Annotated in this window: 21 protein-coding genes; 10 read left to right on the forward strand and 11 right to left on the reverse strand. The window is 64.6% G+C overall.

The genetic code is table 11. The annotated features are described in order from the left end of the window. Positions 1-33 precede the first annotated feature (33 nt). Positions 34-1,272, forward strand: a complete 1,239-nt coding sequence (gene tgt / locus RHODMAR_RS06320) for a tRNA guanosine(34) transglycosylase Tgt (protein ID WP_008712506.1) — start codon at positions 34-36, stop codon at positions 1,270-1,272. Here tgt and RHODMAR_RS06325 read toward each other — a convergent pair. Continuing rightward, positions 1,226-1,939, reverse strand: a complete 714-nt coding sequence (locus RHODMAR_RS06325) for a pyridoxamine 5'-phosphate oxidase family protein (RefSeq protein WP_008712509.1) — start codon at positions 1,937-1,939, stop codon at positions 1,226-1,228. The genes tgt and RHODMAR_RS06325 overlap by 47 nt on opposite strands. Before the next feature lie 128 nt (positions 1,940-2,067). Between RHODMAR_RS06325 and RHODMAR_RS06330 the strand changes: the two genes are divergently transcribed. From RHODMAR_RS06330 to RHODMAR_RS06340, 3 genes are read left to right on the forward strand one after another with little or no spacing between them, the layout of a single operon-like run. Further along, positions 2,068-6,444 (forward strand): non-ribosomal peptide synthetase, encoded by a 4,377-nt coding sequence (locus tag RHODMAR_RS06330; protein ID WP_198289406.1) that lies wholly within the window; start codon positions 2,068-2,070, stop codon positions 6,442-6,444. A gap of 50 nt (positions 6,445-6,494) precedes the next feature. Beyond that, positions 6,495-6,971, forward strand: a complete 477-nt coding sequence (locus RHODMAR_RS06335; protein ID WP_008712514.1) for a DUF2231 domain-containing protein — start codon at positions 6,495-6,497, stop codon at positions 6,969-6,971. Next, on the forward strand, positions 6,964-7,683 hold the full coding sequence (locus RHODMAR_RS06340) for a VIT1/CCC1 transporter family protein (RefSeq protein ID WP_008712517.1): 720 nt from the start codon (positions 6,964-6,966) through the stop codon (positions 7,681-7,683). Before RHODMAR_RS06335 ends, RHODMAR_RS06340 begins: the two co-directional genes overlap by 8 nt. A gap of 9 nt (positions 7,684-7,692) precedes the next feature. Here RHODMAR_RS06340 and RHODMAR_RS06345 read toward each other — a convergent pair whose 3' ends face one another. Further along, positions 7,693-8,574 (reverse strand): M56 family metallopeptidase, encoded by an 882-nt coding sequence (locus RHODMAR_RS06345; RefSeq protein ID WP_008712519.1) that lies wholly within the window; start codon positions 8,572-8,574, stop codon positions 7,693-7,695. After that, entirely contained in the window at positions 8,571-8,948 is a 378-nt protein-coding gene (locus RHODMAR_RS06350; protein WP_008712521.1) for a BlaI/MecI/CopY family transcriptional regulator, read from the reverse strand. The genes RHODMAR_RS06345 and RHODMAR_RS06350 overlap by 4 nt, the downstream gene beginning before the upstream one ends. A 140-nt stretch (positions 8,949-9,088) precedes the next feature. Between RHODMAR_RS06350 and RHODMAR_RS06355 the strand changes: the two genes are divergently transcribed. From RHODMAR_RS06355 to RHODMAR_RS06365, 3 genes are read left to right on the forward strand one after another with little or no spacing between them, the layout of a single operon-like run. Beyond that, positions 9,089-9,943, forward strand: a complete 855-nt coding sequence (locus tag RHODMAR_RS06355; protein WP_008712523.1) for a tryptophan 2,3-dioxygenase — start codon at positions 9,089-9,091, stop codon at positions 9,941-9,943. Then, complete coding sequence (locus RHODMAR_RS06360) at positions 9,943-11,151, forward strand: kynureninase (protein WP_008712524.1); 1,209 nt, start codon at positions 9,943-9,945, stop codon at positions 11,149-11,151. The genes RHODMAR_RS06355 and RHODMAR_RS06360 overlap by 1 nt, the downstream gene beginning before the upstream one ends. Beyond that, positions 11,132-11,980, forward strand: a complete 849-nt coding sequence (locus tag RHODMAR_RS06365; RefSeq protein ID WP_008712526.1) for a PaaX family transcriptional regulator — start codon at positions 11,132-11,134, stop codon at positions 11,978-11,980. Before RHODMAR_RS06360 ends, RHODMAR_RS06365 begins: the two co-directional genes overlap by 20 nt. Here RHODMAR_RS06365 and RHODMAR_RS06370 read toward each other — a convergent pair. Both RHODMAR_RS06370 and gluQRS read right to left on the reverse strand, forming a co-directional pair. Continuing rightward, positions 11,977-12,729 (reverse strand): queuosine precursor transporter, encoded by a 753-nt coding sequence (locus tag RHODMAR_RS06370; RefSeq protein ID WP_008712530.1) that lies wholly within the window; start codon positions 12,727-12,729, stop codon positions 11,977-11,979. The two genes, RHODMAR_RS06365 and RHODMAR_RS06370, sit on opposite strands and share 4 nt — an antisense overlap. Positions 12,730-12,766: 37 nt before the next feature. After that, positions 12,767-13,627, reverse strand: coding sequence for a tRNA glutamyl-Q(34) synthetase GluQRS (gene gluQRS / locus RHODMAR_RS06375; protein WP_008712532.1), 861 nt, complete (start codon positions 13,625-13,627; stop codon positions 12,767-12,769). Positions 13,628-13,896: 269 nt separating this feature from the next. Here gluQRS and RHODMAR_RS06380 point away from each other — a divergent pair, with 269 nt between their 5' ends. Further along, entirely contained in the window at positions 13,897-15,333 is a 1,437-nt protein-coding gene (locus RHODMAR_RS06380) for a hypothetical protein (protein ID WP_008712534.1), read from the forward strand. Positions 15,334-15,386: 53 nt separating this feature from the next. Here RHODMAR_RS06380 and RHODMAR_RS06385 read toward each other — a convergent pair whose 3' ends face one another. The 6 genes from RHODMAR_RS06385 to RHODMAR_RS06410 all read right to left on the reverse strand — a co-directional run bounded on the left by RHODMAR_RS06385 (position 15,387) and on the right by RHODMAR_RS06410 (position 21,255). Beyond that, entirely contained in the window at positions 15,387-16,346 is a 960-nt protein-coding gene (locus RHODMAR_RS06385; RefSeq protein WP_008712540.1) for a ferritin-like domain-containing protein, read from the reverse strand. A 175-nt stretch (positions 16,347-16,521) separates the two neighbouring features. After that, positions 16,522-16,890 (reverse strand): nuclear transport factor 2 family protein, encoded by a 369-nt coding sequence (locus tag RHODMAR_RS06390; RefSeq protein ID WP_008712541.1) that lies wholly within the window; start codon positions 16,888-16,890, stop codon positions 16,522-16,524. Positions 16,891-17,367: 477 nt separating this feature from the next. After that, the gene (locus tag RHODMAR_RS06395) at positions 17,368-18,399 is read right to left on the reverse strand and encodes an ABC transporter ATP-binding protein (protein ID WP_008712543.1); all 1,032 of its coding nucleotides are present in this window, start codon (positions 18,397-18,399) and stop codon (positions 17,368-17,370) included. Continuing rightward, entirely contained in the window at positions 18,396-19,184 is a 789-nt protein-coding gene (locus RHODMAR_RS06400) for an ABC transporter permease (protein ID WP_051047833.1), read from the reverse strand. Before RHODMAR_RS06400 ends, RHODMAR_RS06395 begins: the two co-directional genes overlap by 4 nt. Further along, positions 19,181-20,020 carry an ABC transporter permease gene (locus tag RHODMAR_RS06405; protein WP_198289407.1) on the reverse strand — a complete coding sequence of 280 codons (840 nt, stop codon included), beginning with the start codon at positions 20,018-20,020 and terminating at the stop codon, positions 19,181-19,183. Before RHODMAR_RS06405 ends, RHODMAR_RS06400 begins: the two co-directional genes overlap by 4 nt. Continuing rightward, entirely contained in the window at positions 20,017-21,255 is a 1,239-nt protein-coding gene (locus tag RHODMAR_RS06410) for an ABC transporter substrate-binding protein (RefSeq protein WP_008712549.1), read from the reverse strand. The genes RHODMAR_RS06405 and RHODMAR_RS06410 overlap by 4 nt, the downstream gene beginning before the upstream one ends. Before the next feature lie 149 nt (positions 21,256-21,404). Here RHODMAR_RS06410 and RHODMAR_RS06415 point away from each other — a divergent pair, with 149 nt between their 5' ends. Then, positions 21,405-22,118, forward strand: a complete 714-nt coding sequence (locus RHODMAR_RS06415) for a TVP38/TMEM64 family protein (RefSeq protein ID WP_157226012.1) — start codon at positions 21,405-21,407, stop codon at positions 22,116-22,118. Beyond that, complete coding sequence (locus RHODMAR_RS06420) at positions 22,115-22,738, forward strand: CDP-alcohol phosphatidyltransferase family protein (RefSeq protein ID WP_042938223.1); 624 nt, start codon at positions 22,115-22,117, stop codon at positions 22,736-22,738. Before RHODMAR_RS06415 ends, RHODMAR_RS06420 begins: the two co-directional genes overlap by 4 nt.

Genomic DNA, 22,738 nt, shown 5'->3' on the forward strand with positions numbered 1-22,738 from the left:
CACTCACATGCGGCGAAGCCGCATACTGACGCGGTGAGTTTTTCCAGTTTCGGCTTCGACATCGGCACCCGGCTCGACGGTGCACTCGGACGCACCGGCACCATCCACACCCCGCACGGCGACATCGCCACCCCCGCATTCATTGCGGTGGGCACCAAGGCGACCGTCAAAGCGGTGCTGCCGGAGGCGATGAAGGAGCTCGGCGCACAGGCGGTACTCGCCAACGCCTATCACCTGTACCTGCAGCCGGGCTCGGACATCGTCGACGAGGCGGGCGGGCTGGGCAAGTTCATGAACTGGGACGGGCCGACGTTCACCGACAGCGGCGGATTCCAGGTGATGTCGCTCGGCGTCGGCTTCAAGAAAGTCATCTCCATGGACGTCGCACGAGTGCAGTCCGACGACGTCATCGCCGAGGGTAAGGAGCGACTGGCCCACGTCGACGACGACGGCGTGACGTTCAAGTCTCATCTCGACGGGTCCAAGCATCGCTTCACTCCCGAGGTGTCGATGCAGATTCAGCATCGCCTCGGTGCCGACATCATGTTCGCCTTCGACGAGCTGACCACGCTGATGAATACCCGCGGCTATCAGGAAATGTCGGTCGATCGAACCCAGGCCTGGGCGAAGCGATGTGTGCTCGAGCACGAGCGGCTCACGATCGAGCGTGCCGACAAGCCTTACCAGGCGCTGTTCGGGGTGGTGCAGGGCGCGCAGTACGAGGATCTACGACGCAAGGCCGCCCACGATCTCGAGACCATCACCGGTGAGACCGGCCGAGGCTTCGACGGTTACGGGATCGGCGGCGCGCTCGAGAAACAGAACCTCGGCACCATCACTCGCTGGGTCAACGAGGAACTGCCCGAACACAAGCCGCGTCACATGCTCGGAATCAGCGAGCCGGACGATTTCTTCACCGCTATCGAGAACGGGGCCGACACCTTCGATTGCGTCAATCCCTCACGCGTGGCGCGGAACGCGGCGATCTACGTGCCGACGGGCCGCTTCAACATCAACACCGCCAAGCATCGACGCGACTTCACTCCGATCGACGACAGCTGCGACTGCTATACCTGCGCGCACTACACCAAGGCCTATATCCATCACCTGTTCAAGGCCAAGGAAATGCTCGCGTCGACGCTGTGCACCATCCACAACGAGCGGTTCACGGTCAAGCTGGTCGACGACATCCGGGCATCGATCGAGCAGGGCCGCTTCGCGGAGTTCAAGACGGAGTTTCTGGGTCGTTTCTATGCGCCGAAGACTGTGTGAGTCGAGATTCGAGTACGGAAATCCGTTGCAGTAGTTCAGCTTCCCTCTCGGCGGCCTTGCGCTGATACACCTGCGAGAGCTCCGCGAGATATTCTGCGTCGTAGCGGGGGATGATGCTGCGGGTGCAGTTCCAGTCGACAGCCTCGACGTCGATGACGACGCTGCGCTCGCAGGTTGCCCCCACGGTTCGGTCCCCGAGGTTCTTCAGGCGCTCCAGCAGTTCGGGGTCGTCGGCTGCCTCGACGGTATGGGCCCGGCCGTAGAGCTTGAGCCGTTGGCGCAGAGGGTAATTCACCAGGAACAGCGCGACGCGATCGTCGTGATCGAGGTTGGCTGCCGTCACGTACTGATGGTTGCCGGCGAAGTCCGCGAATCCCAACGTCCGGTCGTCGAGGACCTGCAGGAATCCCTTCGGGCCACTCCGATACTGGATGTAGGGCCAGCCCGTTTCGGCAACGGTGGCGATCTGGAACTGATCCAGCGCACGAATCATGGCCTTTTCGCGATCGTCGAGAGGCGTCGGGCCGTCGTCGGGGCGCTCGGTCTGCGAGCCGTACGCGTTGTAGCTGCCGTCGACTTTCTGCCGCGCCACCGCAGCAGGGCCGAACATCAGATGGTGATAATGGTTGCTCTGCGGCACGGAGCCACCATACGACAATTCATGCATCACCCCACTTCAGGCCTGTGCGCGGCACTTGCGGAATCGACCCGCTGGACCGGCGATGTAGCCTATTACTACTGAGTATGTAGTAATAGGATTGCTGTGGGGGGACCATGATCGACGACGCTGTGCCTGTGAGTTCGTCCCAGGCCGATATTTGGCTGGCGCAGCAGTTCATGCCCCAGGTCCCCTTCACCATTGCGTACTACGTCGACGTCGTCGGTGCCGTCGACGTCGACGTTCTGGCCGAGTGCGGAAGCAGGGCGCACCGGGAGTTCTCGTCGTCCACGTTGCGGATTCACGAGGTGGATGGCACCCCGATGCAGCGGTTCCTGCCCCGCGAGACCGACTCGGTGCAGAGCCTCGACTTCCGCGGACACGATCATCCGGCCGATGCGGCCACCAGGTGGATGAACGAGGATTGCCGGACTCCCTTCTTGATGGACGGCCAACTCGTGCGTCTGCGTGTCCTCCGGGTCGGGGACGATCGCGTGTTCTGGTACACCAGGGCCCATCACATCGCACTCGACGGATATGCCTCGATGAAGGTGCTCGAGCGGGCGGCCGCGCTGTATGCCGCCGCGCACGACGGCGTCGAGCCCGCGCAGATCGAGCCGACCACTCCCGAGGCACTGCTGGCCGAAGACGAGCGCTATCGCACGTCCAGCCGCGCGCGCCGCGATCTGGCCCACTGGGAGTCCACCGATCTCGGATACACCGAGCCTCTCGGCCGGACGGCTCAGCCGGCATCGATGCCCATCGTGGTCGGTGAGGATCGATCGATTTCCCTCAGCGCACCAGGCGCGGCGCAGCACGCCACGTCGACGGTGGTGATCGCTGCATTCGCGGCGTACCTCGCGCGCATGAACGACACCGAAGACGTGGATCTGTCGTTGCCGGTCTCGGCGCGGCCGACAGCACTGCTGCGCCGGGCCGGGTCCTCGTTGTCCAATGTGGTGCCACTGCGACTGCCGGGCGTCGGATCGGCGACGGTGAACAGCGCCGTCAAGTCCACCGAGGTGGCGATCGGCGGCGTGCTGCGGCATCAGCGCAGCAGACCACCGGCAGCGACAAGCGGAAATGCTCTGCATGCGGGTCGTTTCGGCCCGACGATCAACGTGATGATGTTCGCCAACACCGTGGCGATGGGCGATTTCGACGGCGAGATCAACATTTTGACCACGGGCCCGGTCGCGGATCTCGCGGTGAACATCTATCCGGGGCGTGCCGGAGTGCGGCCACGCATCGATTTCGAGGCCAACCCTGCCGCGTACACGCCCGACGACCTCGCTCGACACCACGATCGGTTCCTGCATTTCCTCGATCGGTTCTCCGAATCCGGCCGCGGCGACACTGCAGTAGCAGAGCTGGACCTACTCCTGCCGGGCGAATCGCAATCGACGCCTGCGTCGGTGGGCGCTGCCGCGACGGAGCGGGGGACGCTCGACGACGTGTTCTCGACGGCAATCATGGAGCACAGCAATCGAATTGCGATCCAGGATGCCGACATCGCCGTGACCTACGGTGACCTGGCCACCAGGGTCGACGCACTCGCGTGCACGTTGCGGCACCGAGGAATCGGCACGGAGGACCGGGTCGCGGTGCGCATCGGCCGATCCGTTGCCGGGATCGTCGCGTTCTGGGCGATCGCACGAGTGGGTGCGGTGTACGTCCCGGTCGACCCCAACCATCCCCGCGAGCGAGCGCTGTTCGTGCTGCGTGACAGCGGAGCTGTGCTGGGAATCTGCTCCGAAGCCGAAGAATTGGGCGATCTGGAGTGGCTGCACCTCGGCGATGTGGTCGACGCGGAAGGTTCGAGCGGGTCCGCGACGTCGGCACCCCACCGGGCGTCCTACGTCATCTACACCTCGGGATCGACGGGAACTCCCAAAGGTGTCGTCGTCACCGATGATGGCATCGGTGCTCTGGTGCAACAGATTCGGAGCAGCTACGCCCTCGACGCCGATTCGCGCGTCTGTCATCTCGCGTCGCCCGGATTCGACACGGCCGTCGTGGAAGTACTCGCCGCGGCCACAGCGGGCGCTGCCGTGGTGATCGCGCCTGCCGGTAGCTACGGCGGCACCGAACTGACAGAACTGATTGCCCAGCAATTGATTACGCATCTGCTGATCACGCCATCGGCATTGGCGACGTTGAACCCTGCAGAGCTGGGCGGCGTCGGCGCCATCATCATCGGCGGTGAGGCCGCACCGCAGGACACGGTCGACCGGTGGTCGGCCGGTCGCCGACTGCTCAATGCGTACGGACCCACCGAAACGACCTGCAGTGTCACGATGACCGCGTCGCTGCACCAGGGCAGCAACCTCGGAATCGGTCGAGCGATGGTGGGTGCGGTGATTCACCTACTCGATCGCGCTCTGCGTCCCGTCCCGATCGGTGCTGTCGGCGAAATCTACATCGAGACCCCCGGTGTCGCCCGTGGGTACCTCGGTCGTACCGCGGACACTGCGGCTCGCTTCGTCGCGAATCCGTTCGGCATCAGCGGGCTTCGGATGTTCCGCAGTGGGGATCGGGCGCGTGTACGCACCGACGGAACGCTGGAATTTTTGGGCCGTACCGACGATCAGGTCAAGATTCGCGGCAATCGCGTCGAACTGGGTGAGGTCGACGCGGCACTGCGTGCACACCCGGACGTCGCCGCGGCGACATCGGCACTGCGCCGTAGCAACAACGGTGACCTGCGCATAGATGGCTACGTCGTTGCTGCGCGCACCGACCAGGTGCTCGACACCCTGCGGATTCGCAATGATCTCGCAGATCGGTTGCCCGCGCACATGGTGCCCTCGACCATCTCGGTTCTGGACGACATTCCGCTGACCATCAATCGGAAGATCGATCGCGCTGCGCTTCCGGCCCCGGACCTGTCGATGCCGTCGACCGGTCCTCGAGCCGAACCGTTCGGTGCCACCGAAGAGATGGTCGCGGCAGCGTTCTCACGCGTCCTCGACAGGGATGAGATCGACTGCGCCGCATCGTTCTTCGATCTAGGTGGTGACTCGCTGGCGGCGACCAGGGTCGTCGCTTCGGTGCGTGCCGAGCGATCGGTGGATATCGGCGTACGCGACCTCGCCGCGGCCCCGTCCGTTCAGGCCCTGGCGGCACGGATCGACGACCGTCTTCTGCTCGGCGTGCAGCACAATTCACGACCTGAGCGAGGGATGGCGGCCGGGGTCGCGGCCGTCCCGCTCGCTCCGCAGCAGCGCCACCTCGATCGAAGCGCTCGGCTGCCGCTCTACAACCTGCCGTTCACAGTCTCGATCTCCGGGCATCTCGATGCCGACGCAGCCTCGCAGGCCTTGACCGACCTGATCGGACGGCACACCACGCTGCGCACTCGATACCCGGACTCCGATGCGGGTCCGGTGCAGGTGCTCGAGCCGGACCCCACTGTGGCGGCACCGGACCTCGACGTCGTCGATTTCTCCGCCGCTGCGGTCTCGCAGATTGTCGAGCAACCGTTCGATGTTCGAGCCGAATTCCCTCTCCGCGCGCGAATGTTCGCGGTGAAGCCCGATCGGCACGTGCTCGCCTGCGCCGTTCACCACAGTGCGGCGGACGGTTGGTCTCTGGGTCTGTTGGCGTCGGATTTCGTACTGGCGTATCACGCCAGGATGACCGGTGCGGTCCCGGCGTGGTCCGAATTGCCCTTGCAGTACGCCGATTACAGCGTGTGGGCCGCCGACCGCGATGTGTCGGGAGAGATGGACTTCTGGCGCGCAGAACTGGCAGGTGTGCCCGGTACTGCAGAGTTGCCACTGGACCGGGCGCGAGGCCTGACGTGGGATTTTGCCGGCGCACGCACTGCGCTCCACCTCGGCAGGTCGGTGGGCGAAGAGATGGATTCTCTCGCGCAACGCTGTGGGACAGGACGATTCACCGTGGTGCGCGCAGCGTTGCTGATCCTCCTCGCGGAGAAGACGGCGACCACCGACATCGTCGTCGGGACCCCAGTTGCCGGTCGCGACGACCCGAACCTCGAACAGCTCGTCGGTACTTTCACCACTACGGTCGCGATCCGAACGGACATCACATCTGCCACGACCGTCGAGGACGTCGTGCAGTTGGCCCGCGCGAGCGAACTGCGGGCCTTCGATCACGCGTCGGTGCCGTTCGAAGATGTCGCGGCCGATCTCGCTGCGGAGTCGACGGATTCACGTCACCCGATCTTCCAGGTGGCGCTCTCCTTGGACGTCTTCACTGCTGCGACCTTCGATCTCGGAGACGCTCGCTTCGAGGTCACGCCTCGGCCGATCGACATCGCGAAATGCGATCTCCACTTCCACGTGACCGAACGTCGGGACGAGGAAGGTAAGGCTATCGAGACCGATATCGACATCGTCTATCCCACAACGCTCTTCGACTCGAGCACCGTTGTGGAGCTCGGTCGGCGTTTGGAACGGATCGTGCACGCGGTTGTGGCAGAACCCGACTTGCCGTGGCGAGATCTGGCTGCGGTCGAACCGTCGCCGCAACTACTACACGGTGTGTAGCATTGCCGGTGCGTGATGTGCACGCGACTTCGAATTCAGCGGGAGAACGCATGTCCACCATCAACGGCCTACCGGCCCACATTCTGCTGGTTCACTTCATCGTGGTGCTGGCACCGCTGACTGCAATACTCGCCATCGCCGCCAGTATCTGGACGGCAGTGCGCAGCAGGCTGGTCTGGCTCATCGCAGCGCTGGCCCTGATCACCGTGGTGTTGACGCCGCTGACGACCGACGCCGGTGAATGGCTCGAGAAGCGCGTGCCCGAGACCGCGGCCGTCGAACAGCACACCGAAGTCGGTGACTCGATGATCTACTTCTCCATCGGTCTGGTGGTCGTCGCTGCGCTGCTGGTGTTCCTGCATCTGCGGGAGCGTCGCGGCAACGCACCCGTGCGTTGGCAGTCGATTGCAGTGGTGGTGTTGGCTGTGGTGATCGGAGTGGCCACAATGGTCCAGGTGTACAGAATCGGAGAGTCCGGCGCCCGCGCCGCATGGGACGACGTATCAGCGACGGCAGACAATGGCTGACGCAGAACCGAGCCTGCACGAACACGAACCGCACGGGGATCTCTCCAGTCGGCTGAACTGGCTTCGGGCCGGCGTATTGGGGGCCAACGACGGCATCGTCTCCACCGCGGGTCTGGTCGTCGGTGTCGCAGCCGCCACCACCGACCGCGGATCGCTGTTGACGGCCGGCGTCGCGGGGCTCGTCGCGGGAGCCGTGTCCATGGCCCTGGGTGAGTACGTCTCGGTCAGCACACAGCGTGACACCGAACGTTCGCTGCTGATCAAAGAACGCCGAGAGTTGGAAGAGCAACCCGAGGAAGAACTGGCCGAGCTCGCGGCGCTCTACGAGGCCAAGGGTTTGTCGGCCGAGACTGCGCAGACCGTCGCTCGCGAACTCACCGACCACGATCCGTTCGCCGCGCACGTGGACATCGAGCTGGGAATCGACCCGGATGCGTTGACCAATCCCTGGCACGCTGCCGGATCGTCGGCAGTGTCCTTCGTCAGCGGAGCACTGCTGCCGTTGCTGTCCATTCTGTTGTTCTCCGCATCGCTCCGAGTGCCGGTGACATTCGTTGTGGTGCTGGTGGCTCTGGCACTGACCGGCAGCATCAGCGCGCGTCTCGGCGGTTCGCCGGGTCGGCCGGCGGTGACCCGAGTCGTCATCGGCGGTGCCATCGCGATGGCCGTCACGTACGCGATCGGTCAACTGGCAGGGGTCGCGGGTATCTGACGCCGGACCTCAGCGGAAAACCGAGGTGGGGGCTTCTCCGGTCTCGGGTGACACCACATCTTGCACGACGTCGAACAACGCCGTCGAGATGACGACGAAAGCAAGTATCAGTACCAACCCCGCCGCGAGAATGCCGCGGTCGGGGCGATGCCGTGGTGGTTCGCTGAGTGCCTGCACGCGGCGCACGACGTCGCCGCCGGTGCTGGCGAGAGTGCGAGTTCCGTGGTCCAGGTGGGCCCGCAACAAGGCGGTTCTGGCGATGGCAGACAACGTATCCCGACGGCCGAGTACAGCAGCGCTCTCGTCTGCCTGCCGTTCGGCGGCATGCCGCACCGTCGCGGGGACCGGGTGCAGAATCGGATCGAATCGCGCCGCGATCTCACACATCTGGATCCACACGCTGTGACGATGCCGCAGGTGAGCGCGCTCGTGTTCGATCACCGCGCGTAATTCGCTGTCCGACAACGCCTCCGCCAGGCCCGTGGTGATCACGACGGCGCCGCCGCCGGAGGGAACGGCAAAGGCGTCGGGAACATCGGTGTCGACCAGCACGATTCCGTCCGTCGCTCGCGCCTCGTCACCGAATTCCGACGCGATCGACGCTCCGACCGCGACGCGTCGAACATGGCGGGCCACCTGCACCGAACGCCACAGGATCCACGCGGAGATGGCTACTCCCACCGAAACCCGTGCGATCTCAGCCGATTCCAGCAGCACCGCCGCGAGCGCAGCCAAGGACGCTGCCACCGAGAACGCGGTGACCATGGACAGAATGGGCAGCAGTACGACGGCGGTCGAGGGATTGAGCAGGCGATCGAGATGCTCGGCTCCGGATCGGAGCAGCACTGACATCACCCACGGCAGCACTGCAATGATCAGGAGCAGGTTCATCGATGCTGCTCGACTGATTCTGCTTTCGCCAGCAGCTCCCGCAGCGTGGCTTCGTCCTCGGGATCGAGTGAGGCCACGAAGTTGGCCAGCACATCGGCGCGTTCGGCTCTCGCGCCCAGTTCGGTGCGCATCCGCATCGCGGCACGAAGCGCGGGGATTTCATCGACCGGGGCATTGAGGGTGTAGACGAAGGATCGGCCGCGTCGCTCGCGATCGACGAGCCCTTTGCCGTGCAGGCGCACCAGCGCGGTCATGACCGTGGTGTGGGCGAGATCGGATCCGAGAAGTTCGCGGGCCTGCGCCACCGCCAACTCCGTATGCTCGCCGAGCAGCGTGAGGATGGACTCCTCCAGCCCTCCGGATGCTCTACGCACTTCGATTCCTCACTCGATCCGACTACTTCGAGGATAGGCCACCGCAGGCATTCTCGAAACTCGCCTATGTCACCGATCTAGCGGTCGGCAAGCATTTGTAATACGCTGGCGTCATCAGCCCACCACCTCGAGGACAAGCGATGAGTGTCGAAGCGAATACCCGGGCGATCGAGAAGAACGTCGTGACCGATTTCAGTGATCGCATGAGCTACGGTTCGTACCTGCACCTCGACGCGCTGCTCAGTGCCCAGAAGCCGGTGAGCACCCCGGAGCATCACGACGAACTGCTGTTCATCATTCAGCACCAAACCACCGAGCTCTGGCTCAAGCTGGTGCTGCACGAGACGCTGGCCGCCCGCGCAGCGCTCGATGCCGACGACATCGCTACCGCACTCAAGTGCGTCGCTCGCGTCAAACACATTCAGAAGACGTTGACCGAGCAGTGGTCGGTGCTGGCCACGCTCACCCCCACCGAGTACTCGCAGTTCCGTGACTTTCTCGGCAACTCGTCGGGATTTCAGTCGTATCAGTACCGGGCCGTGGAGTTCGTGCTCGGCAACAAGAACGCGGGCATGCTGACAGTATTCGAGTCCGATCCCGCTGCACATCAACTACTTTCGACGCTGCTGCACGAGCCGAGCCTGTACGACGCGTTCTGGCAGTCACTGGCGCGGCAGGGCTACGAGGTGCCGGAATCTGCGTTGGGTCGAGACATCACCACGGCGTACACGTTCAACGATGACCTGATGCCGCTGATCACATTCGTCTACGAGAACCACACCGAACATTGGGCCGTGTACGAGGCATTCGAAGAGTTCGTCGATCTGGAGGAGAACTTCCAGCTCTGGCGTTTCCGGCATATGCGGACGGTGCTCCGGACCATCGGAATGAAGAGCGGGACGGGAGGATCGAGTGGCGTCGGATTCTTGCAGAAGGCTCTCGAACTCACCTTCTTCCCCGAATTACTCGCAGTGAGAACGGAGATCGGACGATGATGGAACGTGCACGCGAGCTCGACGACAGGGATCCGCTCCGCAGCTATCGCGACAAATTCCTCGGTAGCGACGACCCGTCGATCAGCGCATACCTCGACGGCAACTCGCTGGGTCGACCGACGAAGGCGAGCGTCGAACGGATCAACGCCTTCATGACGCAGGACTGGGCCGGACGCCTGATCCGCGGCTGGGACGAGCAGTGGTTCGACCTCCCCGTCACCATCGGCGACGCGCTGGCCGAGGCCGCGCTCGGAGCCGCGCCCGGGCAGACCACTATCGGCGATTCGACGACGGTGCTGCTGTACAAGCTGGCGCGGGCGGCGATAGCGTTGCGGCCGGGCCGCACCGAGATCGTGCTGGACCGCGACAACTTCCCGACCGATCGATACTTGCTGGAAGGCATTGCGGGCGAGTCGAATCTGACCCTGCGGTGGATCGAGACCGACCGGCGTAGTGGAGTCACCAGCGAGCAACTCGCCGAGGTGGTGGGGGAGAACACCGCGCTGGTGGTGATCAGTCATGTCGCCTACCGGTCCGGCTTCCTCGCAAACGTCGCCGACGCCACGCGGATAACGCACGCAGGCGGCGCTCTGCTGCTACTCGACGTGAGTCATTCCGTCGGATCGGTTCCCCTCGAATTGGATTCCTGGGGAGTGGATCTGGCCGTCGGGTGTACCTACAAGTACCTCAACGGCGGTCCGGGTTCGCCGGCCTTCGCGTACGTGCGGGCCGATCTTCTCGCGGATTTCACCCAGCCGATCTGGGGGTGGATGGGCCGAGCCGATCCGTTCGAGATGGCTCAGGACTACGTTCCGGCACAAGGCATTCGACGCGTCATCAGTGGTACGCCGTCGGTGTTCGGCATGATCGCGATGCAAGACACCATCGAGATGCTGGCCGAGGTGGGAATGGACGCGGTGCGCGCGAAGTCGGTTGCGCTCACCGAGTACGCCCTCGAACTGGTCCGCGAGATGTTGGTGCCGCTGGGCGTCGAGATTGCGTCCCCCGAGGATTCGACTCGACGCGGAGGTCACGTGACCATCGATCATCCCGAGTTCAAGGCGATCACCGCACGGCTCTGGGAGCAGGGCGTCATCCCGGATTACCGAGCACCGCAGGGTATCCGGTTGGGGTTGAGTCCGCTCAGTACGTCCTATCGTGAGGTGTATCTGGGGATCGTGGCGATTCGTGACGAACTCCGCGCATAGCGTCGCCGGGGCGATTCTCGACGATCTCGACTCCCGCCCGGGAAGCGCCACGTCCTTGGTGCGCACGGTGCTCGGAGCCTATGTTCGCACCCTCGGTGGATGGTTCGCCATCGCCGATTTCGTCGTCTGGATGGACGCGCTCGGAGTGCCATCGGAGAGCACCCGCATCGCGGTGACCAGGCTGAAGAAGAAGGGCGTCGTCGAATCGAGTATTCACCGGGGCCGCACCGGCTATCGCATCACCGAGCAGGCCGACGCGATGTTCTCTCGCGGAGACGGCCGGATCTTCGGGTTTCGGCGGATGGCCGACGGCGATCCGTTTCGGTTGATCTCGTTCACCATTCCAGAGACGCAACGTGCGGCCCGCCACCAACTCAGGCGTCGCCTCACCGGAATAGGCTGCGGCACAGTGTCCCCCGGGTTGTGGATCGCGCCCGAGTATCTCGCGGACGAGGCCGGTGCCATCATCGACGCGCTGGAGCTCTCGCGGTACGTGACGACCTTCGTCACTTCGGAGGTCGCGCCTCCCGGCACCCTGCGTGAGAGCGCTGCCCAGTGGTGGGACCTGGCCGGGATCGCCGATCGGCATCGCGCATTCCTGGCCGCCTGCGACGCCGAGGTCCCGGTCCAGGACGCGCGCGAAGCCTTCGTCACGTTCGCGCCTCTGCTCGACGAGTGGCGCGTCATTCCGTACGTCGACCCGGGTCTTCCCCCGTGCATGACGCCGGAGGACTGGCCGGGAACCCGGGCCGTCGCGACCTTCGAGGCAGCGCGGGAGCGCTGCCTCGAGGTCAGCCGGGAATGGATCGACACAACGCGCGTCGGCTAGAGGGCCTGCGCTTCCTGGTACGACGGCTCACGCTTCTTGATGTACGAGATGACGCGATACGTTATGGGCAGGACGATGATCTCGGCCAGGGTCTTCCAGATGAAGCCGACGATCACGTAGTTGACGAAATCAGCCCACGTGCTGATGCCGATGACACCGGCAGCGATGGAGCAGAAGATCAGAGTGTCGAAGAACTCGCCGACGATGGTCGATCCGATCAGGCGTGCCCACAGATGCTTCTCCTTGGTGCGTTCCTTGATCTTGACCAGGACGACGGAGTTGAGGAGCTGCCCGACGGTGTATCCGGCGAGACCGGCGAGAACGAGTCGGGGGACGACGCCGACGACGCTTTCGAGGGCGGCCTGGTTCTCGTAGAACGAGGCGGCGGGGAGTTCGATGGCGATCCAGAAGCACACGGAGGTGAGCAGCAGGGAGCCGAAACCGAGATAGATCGCGCGGCGCGTGGCCTTGAGCCCGTAGACCTCGCTGAGCACGTCGCCGAGGATGTAGGCGAGGGGGAACAGGAAGAACGCGCCGTCGGTGTTGATCGGCAGAATTTGGAACGGTCCGAGCATGACGTCGGACGAGGCGAAGAAGGCGACACCTTTGCTGGCGGCCACGTTCGAGATCAGCAGCGTCGCGACGAACAGCGCGACGATGGCGGGGTAGTAGCCCCGGCTGATGTGAGCGAACGTGGCCTGCCCAGACTCGGTGCCGCCGTCGGGGGCGGTGTGTCGGGTAGTAGTCACCGCTCGATCCAAGCACCGATGATCGGCGTTCTGCGAATCAGGCGGTTGACGGGTCGAACACCCACGGCTCGCGTGGCACGAGCGTCGGCTTCCACTGCTCGAGCAGTTCCTCGGCGTTCTTCGCGTTCGGCATACCGAGAGAGGCGGTGATGAGCGACCACGCATCGGGTCGTTCGCGTAGCGTCACCGCGCCGTCGCGCTTGGCCAACCTCTTGCCCTCGACATTGAGCGCAAGGGGAACGTGAATGTAGGTCGCGGGGGTGAGGCCGAGGAGCTGAGCCAGATATCCCTGCCGAGGCGCGGAGGTGAGGAGGTCGTCGCCGCGCACGATCTGGTCGACGCCCTGCGCACCGTCGTCGACGACGACGGCGAGGTTGTACGCGGGAACGCCGTCGGATCGACGCACCACGAAGTCGTCCACCTGGCCCCGGAAGAGTCCGTGCAGCTGGTCGACGATGGTGAAGTGCGTTTTTTGGGAACGTAGACGAATAGCCGGTGGACGGTCCTTTTTAGCTCGCTCTGTGGTGCTCAGGTTTCGGCAGGTTCCTGGGTACGCGCCGTCGGGAGCGTGGGGTGCAGAGGCGGCCTGTTGGATTTCCCGACGCGTGCAGAAACACTCGTAGGTCATTCCGGCGGCAGTGAGCGTGCGAATCCTGGCGTCGTAGATCTCCCGACGCTCGGATTGACGCGTGATCGGGCCGTCCCACTCGAGTCCGATGGCCGCGAGGTCGTCGAGCTGACGCTGCTCCGATCCGGGTTTCACGCGATCGAGGTCTTCCACGCGCATCACGAACCGACGTTCGGTGGAGCGAGCGAACAGCCAGGCCAGCAATGCCGTGCGCAGATTGCCGAGATGCAGATCGCCCGAGGGACTGGGAGCGAAGCGTCCGGCGGGCATGAAGTCATCGTAGATTCACGCGGGAGCCCCCTTCGCAAACGCGCGCGCGTTCGCTGAAAGCGCGCGAACTTGCGGCCCAACGGGGCCTAATCTGCGCGCACCTGGCAAACGCGCGCGCATTTGCGACGGATTGGGGGCGACGGATTGGGGGCCGGGGACGGGAGGCGGGGCCGGGGCGCGTCTGGGCGCTGTGCACACTGCGCAGGCACACTGGAAGTGAACGCGACGTTAGGCCGGGTTTCCTGAGCGAGATGACATGGAGGCCGAGGATGACAGTGCGTGAGAAGGTCGAGGCCTATGCGCGTCGAATGGAGATTCGCACGCGTCCGGTCGATCCCCGTACCCGAGCGGCGCTGACGGAGAGGTGGGCGGCGCTTCCACCTGCGGCCCGAACGCCGGCACAAACGCTGGGGCGGCATGCGGTGGGCTGCGAGGGAACCCACGGGGTATTCCCGAAGTGCAACCTCACCTGCAGTCCCTGCTACCACAGCGCGGATGCGAACAAGGTACGCATCGACGGTGAGCACACGCTGCGAGAAGTCGAGGCGCAACTGGCATTCCTGGCCGAACGACGCGGTCCGCGGGCGCACGCACAACTGATCGGCGGCGAAGTGAGTTTGCTCGATCCCGAAGTCCACGCCGCGGCACTGTCGATCATGCGTCAGTACGGACGCGAGCCGATGTCGTTCACCCATGGCGACTTCGACTACGACTACCTGCAAGCTGTGGTGCTCGACGGCGACGGGCAGGCACGATTTTCGCGGGTGTCCTTTGCTGCGCACTTCGACAAGCTGATGCGCGGACGGAGCGGAATCCCGCGCCCGCGAACAGAAGCCGAACTCACTCCCTATCGGCGACGCTTCGCGGAGATGTTCACCCGATTGAAGAACGAGCATGGGGTGGCGTCGTATCTCGCGCACAACATGACCGTCACGCCGGACAACATCGACGAGGTTGCCGCGGTGGTGAGCGATGTGGTCGGCATGGGCGGCTATTCGATGGTCTCCTTCCAGCCCGCGGCCTTCGTCGGAGACGAGCGGCGCTGGAGCGGTGACTACCGGGAAATCGACATCGATACCGTCTGGGAGCAGATCGAACTCGGTATGGGACAACCGATCTCGTACCAGTCGATCCAGTTCGGTGATCCGCGCTGCAACAGAACGGCCTTGGGCTTCATGGTCGGCTCGACGTGGCATTCGTTCCTCGACGTCGGACGCCCGGCAGAGGAACGCGCTCGCGACGAGTTCTTCACCCATCTGGGCGGAGTGAACTTCGGCGGTTCCGATCCGCTGACGCTGGTTCTGAAACTGCTCCGAGTGCTGGTTGGTCATCCGAGTGGCATCGCCGTGGCGGGGCGGTGGTTCGCGAGCGTCCTGCGACGATGTGGCACCGGTGAAGTGGTTCAGGCGCTTGTTCGCAGAGACATTCGCCCGATGAACTTCGTCGTCCACCGTTTCATGGATGCCGAAAACGTCGCTCCCGCATGGAAACTGATGCAATCCGGTGAGACCGCATCGGATCCGGTGCTGCTCGAAACTCAGGAGAGGCTAGTGGCCTGCACCTATTCGATGGCGCACCCCGAGACCGGTGAACTCGTACCCGCGTGCGTCCAGCACTCGGTACTGGATCCGGGTGAGAATCAGGAACTGCGAAAGCTGCTTCCGCTGCTCGTGTCGGGCTCGAAGACCCCTGATTGCTGCAGCTGAGGTCCGCTCGGGTGGTGCCCAGTCATGCGGCACCACCCGAGCGAGAGCTTCGGCTATCCGCCGCTGGTGTTGAGCTCGCCGTTGACGCCTGCGGGGAAGAATCCGCCGGACCTGACCGGAGCCGGATTCAGGTACACGATATTGAGCACCTGGCCGGGTGAGCGGGAATACGCGATTCCGTTGGCGTCCAACGGAACAAGGTTGGCTGCACCGTCGAGCGTGATTCCCTGATCCAGATCGTCCGGCCCATCGAGGCTGTCTCGCGCGTCGGAGATGGCGTTCGCGGGAGCCTCGAGACCCAGAGAGAACAAGCTCGTACGGATGATGCCCGCGTGGTAGGCCTCGGCTGCCAGAATGCCGGCAGCGGCTTCGAGATAGGTCTTGTTCGACACCAGCGGTGCCGCGCCCTTGTAGGCGGTGACGCCGACGTCCTCGAAGATGAACGCACCGAGCAAGAAGTTCTTCTCGTTCGCGTAGACATCGAAGGTCTCACCCGCGCCGATCAGCCCGGCTGCCATGGCGGCGGCAGTGAAGCTGGCGTCGAGATCGATCGCCGGCCGCGCTACTGCCGCGTTTCCGAGTGCTCCGCGCAGAAACGCCACGTGATTGAGCTCGTCGAAGGCGATTTCCTCGGCGTATGCCTTGATCAACTTGCTCTCGAATGTCACCTGCCGACCTCCGGTGACGGGGCCGGGAGTTCCGGTTCCGCCCACGAGGGTGTCTGGCAGACCCTTTCCGGTTACCGCCCGCTGGTAGAACTCGGCTTCCAGGTACTCGAGGTTGAGTGCGAAGTTCAGGATCGCTGCATCGGATGGGCCTTGGCCGGGCATTCCGGGGATGAGCGGCCCATCCGAGGAGCCGAAGGGGAAGGCGGATGCGACGCCCGAGCCCACGGTCATTGCTGCGCCTGCGCCCAATCCGGTGAGACCGGCTGCCCGCATGAAGCGTCGGCGATCCAGACCGTTTTCCGAGCTACTGCTGATGGCCTTGGTGATGAATTTCTTGTCGAACATATGCGACGGTGCCTCTCGTCCAGGTGATGTGCATGATGCCGACGCCCCCGTGGACCAGCCAACAGTAGCCCCTGGAAGGGCTATCTGTACTTTTCCTCAGGAAATTCCTATGGTGCTGCTGAGAAGCCCTGTGCGTTGTCCAGTGACGCCTCTGGCGGTCAGCTGGGTCGCCCTGTCAGGGGTTGGCGGGGGAGTCCTGGCTGAACGTGTTCTGCCAGCGGCCATCTTTTCGGAGCCAGAGCGAGCTGATGAACATCGACTCGTCCACGCTGCTTTGAGGCCGTTGGTAATCGGCGCGATAGCAGAGCATCGCTGCATCTGTAGACACCTCGATCAGTTTCGCTTTCGTGATCGAGTAGGACGCGATGCTGGGCCCGTCGGATAGCTGGTTTGCGTGGTCCGCCCTCGAGGCGAAGCCTGTGGGATACACCCCGACGAAGTCGGCAGAGAGTAATTCGAGATCGGCGTCTGCGTCGCCGTTGGTCAACGCATCCCAGACGCGAGATTCGAGTCCGATGAAAAATTGGATTCCGAGATCGTGCATCCGGTCAGTATCGCAGCGTGCTCGGACGAGCGAACTGGACGATGCCTCGGCCGCTGGCGCGAGTTCTGTTGTTGCACGAAGACACATCGAAAACGAGCCCGGAACCTTAGGGGCTAGAGCAGCGCGAACTCGTAGTCGAGTAGGTCGGGTACGTCCTTCTCTCTGGTGAGTCGGATGAAAGAACTCGGAGTCCATTTCGAATTCCTCCGCCAGTTCGGTAGTGGGCCACCGCACGCGTTTCAGCCCGTAGGGAGCTACGAAGGTGGACAGCCAGGTAGCTTAGGTGTGCATCAGGCCGGTATGCCCGATGGAGAATTCGTATGTCCCTGGTGCATCACCATGCAGCCACGAGAACATCTCCCTTCCGAAAACTGTTGTTGCGCTACGTAGGGGGATTCGCCGTGCGGCTCACGTCGCTTGACTTCATTCAACCTGGATGATTGCTCGGTTGTGTCTCGCACAGGAAATGTCACCACCTCAACGTCCAACTACAAATCTCGCTTCAACAGGAAGGTCCAACGCCACAGCGTCTCCCATCGCCACCGAAGACCCCGCCGGTAACTCCACCCTCACCACCGTCGACGCCACGTTCACATCCGCGATACTACGAAAACCCGTAGGCCGCAGTCCCGAAACCACACCGTGGATACCGTCGGACCCCAACCGGATCAGCTCATGCCGCAACAACAACACAGCAGGTCCAGATGGTAGATCTACACCGTTCACGTCCAGCTCCCCGAGCTCGGAGCGATGGCTTCTGACCCCGTCCCACACGCCCTCGATCTCGTTCACCCCGCCCATCAATCGTGAAACCGCCAGCGTGCTCGGACGCGTGTAGGCAGTCGCGATATCGGAGTGATGCTCCAATCGACCGTCGATGAGCACCGCCACGGAATCGGCCAGCACCGCCGCTTCCTGCTGATCGTGAGTGACGAGCAGCAGCGTCTGATCCAGCGAGGTCCGCAATTCACGAACAAGGTCGTGCATCTCGTTGCGCAACACCGGGTCCAGAGCGCTGAACGGCTCGTCCAACAACAACACTCGCGGTGAACCGGCGAGCGAGCGCGCCAACGCGACCCGCTGCGCTTGCCCACCGGACACCTCGGACACGGCCCGGTCACTCATATCGCCGAGATGAACGAGATCGAGGTACTCCCGGGCTCGTTCGCGCGAACGCTTGCGACTCTCTCCGGCGGCGCGGTAGGCGAAGCCGATGTTGTCCAGCACGCTCATGTGCGGGAACAGCATCGGACGTTGGAACACCATGCCGACGCCGCGGTTCTCGGCCGCAACGTCGTTCACCTCGTTGCCGTCGATGTGCACCGTGCCGGCAGTGGGCGAATCCAGACCTGCGATGAGCCGTAGCGCAGTACTCTTGCCGGAGCCCGACGGACCGAGGATCGCCGTGCACGACCCCGGCGGCACGGTCAGATCCAACGAATCCAGAGCCGCAGCCGATTGACCGGCATGCACTTTGGTAAGTCCGCGTACGGACAGTTCGACGCTCATCGCCCCGCCCTTCGTCGCAGCCGAGCGAGCATGAGCACCAGTAGCAGCGGCGGAACGACAGCGGCAACCGACAGCGCGGCCACCACCGCGTCGTTGCCGGTTCCGGCTGCGAACGAGGCGACGAGAATGGGCACGGTCACCAGCCTGCCCCCACCGATCAGCAGGGTGATCACGTAGTCGCTCCACGCCACGAGAAAGGCGAGCAACGCAGCACCGGCCAACGCCGGAGCCAGCAGGGGAATGCGGATGCGCCGCAGAATCAACAAGCTCGACGCACCGAGTGTGCGCGCCTCTTCCTCGTAGCCGATGTCGTACGCACCGAACGCCACTCGCATCAGGTACGTCGTGTAGGGAATGGCTGCAACGGTCAGCAATGCGATCACGGCCACCGTGCTGGGGATGCGTGAGCGCAAGACGAGAACATCAAGGCCCAACGCCACGGCGAACGGGGGCAGGGCCAGCGGCGCGAAGAGGATCCCGGCCACGAGAGCGGGAAAGCGCACAGTACCGTTCACCAGGGCGCGAGCGGCCAACGCGCCCAACGGTGTTGCAATGGCGGCGACGGCTAGAGCGAGGGAGGTCGAGCGCACGAACGCATCGATGCCTCCGGCCGCCACAGCGCTCCGAACCCCCTCGAATCCCCATTCCTGGGGAACCGAGCCAGGGAAGGACCACCGATTGCTGACGGCCCACAACACGATCGGAACCAGCGGCAGCACGAACCACAGGGCCAGGAAAGCCCGGCCGAAACGAGGAAGAACCCGAATCACTTCCACCTTGTTCATTTCCACGCTGCCGACCTGCGCAGGAAGTGCAGGGCCACCGCGGCCACGACGACGGTCACGGCGGTGGCGATCGTCGCGGCGGCCGCGGCCTGCGGGCGCGTCTCGAGATCGATCGAGGTGAACAGGCGAATTGCCATCACCGACAACGGCTCCGGATACGGTCGACCCAGAATGCGGGCCACTTCGTAGGATCCGACGGTATAGGCGAACGCGATCGCCGCCGAGGCGATCAGCGCAGGCCGAGCCAGCGGCAGAGTGACCAGCCGCAGCCGAGCCCACCGGCCCGCCCCGAGGGTTGCGGCCGTCTCGTCGAATGCGGCTACTCGGGTGGCGAGTGTCCCGGCCACGACGACGGCTACGAAAGCCGATTCCTTCCAGGCGTATTCGGCGACAACGGCGATCCACCACTTCCCACCGACCAACTCCGGCCAGCCCCCGTCGGTCAGGCCGAGGATGCGGGGCAGCATCCCCGAATCTGCGAGCAGCAGCGCCATCGCCGCTGCTCCGATGAGGTGCGGCACCGTGACCGTCAAGCCGGCAGCGACCAAAGCCGCACGCCGTCCGGACAACGCGGTCAGGGCGGCTGCGAGCCCGATCACTGTGGCCAATGCCGTCGACACAACGGCGATCGACACCGTCAGCGCCATCGACCGCCACAGGTCGCCGCTCAATGCGGAGTAGGCGTCGACCGACAGCGCGGGTGTTCCCACCAACGGCATCAATCCCAGGCTCTGCAGCAGCACTGTCCCGAGGCCGCCGCCGACGACGAGGACGACCAGCACGACGGCAGGCAGCACCGCCACCGTGCCGCGCAGACTTCTCGGGGACGCCGTCACTGCCCGGCGAGCACGCTTCGACGCCAACCCTCGTCGAGCGGGGTGACCCACTCCGCCGACAGTTCCGGGTGCGCGTTCGCCGAGATCACCTCGTACGAGGGAACCACCGGCGAGGACGGGAGTTGCTCGAACTGCGCCTGCTCTTCCGGGGTCAGACGCGTGATGTCCAAGGCAGTGAATTGGCCCCACACCTCGGGTTGGGATTTGGCGAGTTGCTGCTCGGGCGAGAGGGCGATGTTCGCCACCACCTGCGCTGCAGCGGACTTACCCGAGGTCGATGGTATGGCCAGGAAACTCGCGTTCCCGACGGTTCCCTCGTCGAGAGTCAGTACGCGGGTTTCGGGCGGGTAGGTGCCGTCGGCGACGAGTTGGGTCAGGGTGGCCGGACCGTAGGTCATGGTCATGTCCACCTGGCCGCCGGCGTAGAGGTCGTTGAGCTCGGAGGAGGACTGCGGATATGTCTCTCCCTCGCGCCACAGCGAGGGTGCCAGCGCGTTCAGCCGGTCGAACAGGGCCGGGGCGAGGCGATCGTAGGAGTCCTGGTCGAACTGCGCGGGGACTTCGTCGACGCCGCCGGATTCGTTCACCAGTGCCTCACGGACGAACACCGAGCCGGTGAAGTCCGGGGGAGCGGGGTAGGTGAAGCGGCCTGGATTGGCCTGAGCCCAGTCCAGAACGCCGTCGAACGTCGTCGGCGGATTCGGGACGGCGGCTGCGTTGTAGACCAGGGTGAACTGCGCCTTGTGCCAGGGTGATTCGCAATCGTCCACCGGGGTGCCGAAGTCGTTGCTCAGCAGTGGGTCCGCCGGGTCGGTGTACTGCATGTTCGGCAGGTTCTGCGTCCACCCGCACAGCCACGCACCGGCCTGCTTTCCGGTGCCGAAGTTCGCGCCGTTGACCCACACCAGATCGACCTCACCGTCGGTGACCCCGGCCTGCCGTTCGGAAAGGATGCGGTTGACGGCGTCGGTGGTGTCCTCGACGGGGACGCGGCGGAGTGTGACCCCTGCGTCGGCGGCAGCGGGAGTGAGGACGTCGTCGACGTAGGCGTTGCCCTGCTCGTCACCGCCGTACATCCACAGCGAGACCGTCTGACCCTGTGCCTGCTGTTCGATCTCGTTCCACGGCAGGGCGTCGGCGATGGGGGCATCGGAGTCCGGGGCAGCGCAGGCGGTGAGCAGCAACCCCGCGCCGGCTGCGATCGCTACCTGGCGCCGTAGTGAGCGAAACTTCAACGTAGAGCCTCCTGATCCACGGAAGCAGGCATCGACGACGCTGCTGCCTCCACCGTAATGGGTTGAATGTGACGTATCGGGAACACACTGGGGGAGTCGGAGACTTCCAAGTACGAACGTGCACGGCCGATCGACCGAAGAAAGGCGCGATGGTGAACCTGGATCGACCGACCGCAGAGGGCCCAGCGAGTGGGAACCGGCGGCGAACAGCGCTGAAATTGGCCGCGGTAGCTGCCGTCGTCATCGCGGTGGTGATCGTGGCCGGCACCGTCGACCTGCCCGACGCGTCGTTCATTCGTGATCGGGTGGCGTCGGCGGGGGTCTGGGGGATCGCGCTGTTCGTGGTGCTCTATGCCGTCCTGTCGGCCACTCCGTTTCCGGCCAGCACGTTGACCATCGCGTCGGGACTGCTGTTCGGGCTCGCGGTGGGCGCGGTCGTCGTGGTGTTCTCCGCCACAGTGGGGGCCTATCTGGGGTACTGGGCAGCGCGAGCGCTGGGACGCGGTCAGGTGGCCCGCACCGAATGGGGCAAGCTCCGCCGGCTCGACGCCATGCTCGGCCGGCGCGGATTGCTGTCGGTCCTGCTCGTGCGTCTCGTACCGCTCCCGTTCTCTCTGGTCAACTACGCCGCCGGGGTCAGCGCGGTGGGGCAGCGCGACTACGTGGTGGGAACCATGGTCGGGATCGTGCCCGCGACCATCGCGTACACGGCGCTGGGGGCCTACGGGACCTCGCCGCTGTCGTGGCCGTTCGCCATCGCACTGCTCGCGGTGCTGGCGATCGCGGCGGGTTCGGCGCTGCTGGCTCGAAAGCTCGGTCTGACCGCGGCTGCACCCACCACGGCACCGGGCGAGGCTCGATGATCGACGCCTACCTGCGTCGCCACCTCGAAGGCCCACTGAACCGCTGCGCCGCTGCGCTGGATCGCCCCGCCATCACCGCGGACCGCATCACCGCTGCCGGCTTGGTGCTCGGACTCGGCAGTGCGCTGGCCGCCGGACTGCAGTTCTGGCTGCTCGCGTTGGCATTGTGGATCGTCTCTCGGATCGCCGACGGTCTGGACGGGCCCGTGGCGCGCACCCGTGTGCGGGCGGGTGGCAAAAGCAGCGGGGCCGGTGGATTCTTCGACATCACAGCCGATTTCGTGGTCTACGGCACCACGGTGGTGGGGGTCGCGGTAGGAGCCTCGGCGCAGTTCGGTGCTCCCTGGTGGCCGTTTCTGCTGGTGTTGTTGGCGTACTACATCAACGGCACCGCGTTTCTGGCGTTCTCCTCGATCGCCGAGCGCACCGGGCGGACCATCGACGACGGGCGTTCGTTCTCTTTCCTCGGCGGTCTGGCCGAGGGGGCAGAAACCATTGCTGTGCACAGTCTCTGGCTGCTGTTCCCGCAGTGGGGATGGCAGATAGCAGTGGTCTGGGCGGGGCTGGTTGCGGTGAGTTCCGGGCAACGCATCATCGCCGGGTATCGCGCCCTGTCCTGA

This window comes from Rhodococcus sp. AW25M09, from assembly GCF_000333955.1.
Taxonomy (GTDB): domain Bacteria; phylum Actinomycetota; class Actinomycetes; order Mycobacteriales; family Mycobacteriaceae; genus Rhodococcoides.

Coding starts and splice junctions, on each gene's coding strand:
- gluQRS (WP_008712532.1), bottom strand. CDS start 13,627: ATGCCCGCCGGACGCTTCGCTCCCAGTCCCTCGGGCGATCTGCATCTC.
- RHODMAR_RS06340 (WP_008712517.1), top strand. CDS start 6,964: ATGGCTGACGCAGAACCGAGCCTGCACGAACACGAACCGCACGGGGAT.
- RHODMAR_RS06360 (WP_008712524.1), top strand. CDS start 9,943: ATGGAACGTGCACGCGAGCTCGACGACAGGGATCCGCTCCGCAGCTAT.
- RHODMAR_RS06390 (WP_008712541.1), bottom strand. CDS start 16,890: ATGCACGATCTCGGAATCCAATTTTTCATCGGACTCGAATCTCGCGTC.
- RHODMAR_RS06420 (WP_042938223.1), top strand. CDS start 22,115: ATGATCGACGCCTACCTGCGTCGCCACCTCGAAGGCCCACTGAACCGC.
- RHODMAR_RS06395 (WP_008712543.1), bottom strand. CDS start 18,399: ATGAGCGTCGAACTGTCCGTACGCGGACTTACCAAAGTGCATGCCGGT.
- RHODMAR_RS06355 (WP_008712523.1), top strand. CDS start 9,089: ATGAGTGTCGAAGCGAATACCCGGGCGATCGAGAAGAACGTCGTGACC.
- RHODMAR_RS06385 (WP_008712540.1), bottom strand. CDS start 16,346: ATGTTCGACAAGAAATTCATCACCAAGGCCATCAGCAGTAGCTCGGAA.
- RHODMAR_RS06325 (WP_008712509.1), bottom strand. CDS start 1,939: ATGCATGAATTGTCGTATGGTGGCTCCGTGCCGCAGAGCAACCATTAT.
- RHODMAR_RS06380 (WP_008712534.1), top strand. CDS start 13,897: ATGACAGTGCGTGAGAAGGTCGAGGCCTATGCGCGTCGAATGGAGATT.
- RHODMAR_RS06345 (WP_008712519.1), bottom strand. CDS start 8,574: ATGAACCTGCTCCTGATCATTGCAGTGCTGCCGTGGGTGATGTCAGTG.
- RHODMAR_RS06400 (WP_051047833.1), bottom strand. CDS start 19,184: ATGAACAAGGTGGAAGTGATTCGGGTTCTTCCTCGTTTCGGCCGGGCT.
- RHODMAR_RS06335 (WP_008712514.1), top strand. CDS start 6,495: ATGTCCACCATCAACGGCCTACCGGCCCACATTCTGCTGGTTCACTTC.
- RHODMAR_RS06415 (WP_157226012.1), top strand. CDS start 21,405: ATGGTGAACCTGGATCGACCGACCGCAGAGGGCCCAGCGAGTGGGAAC.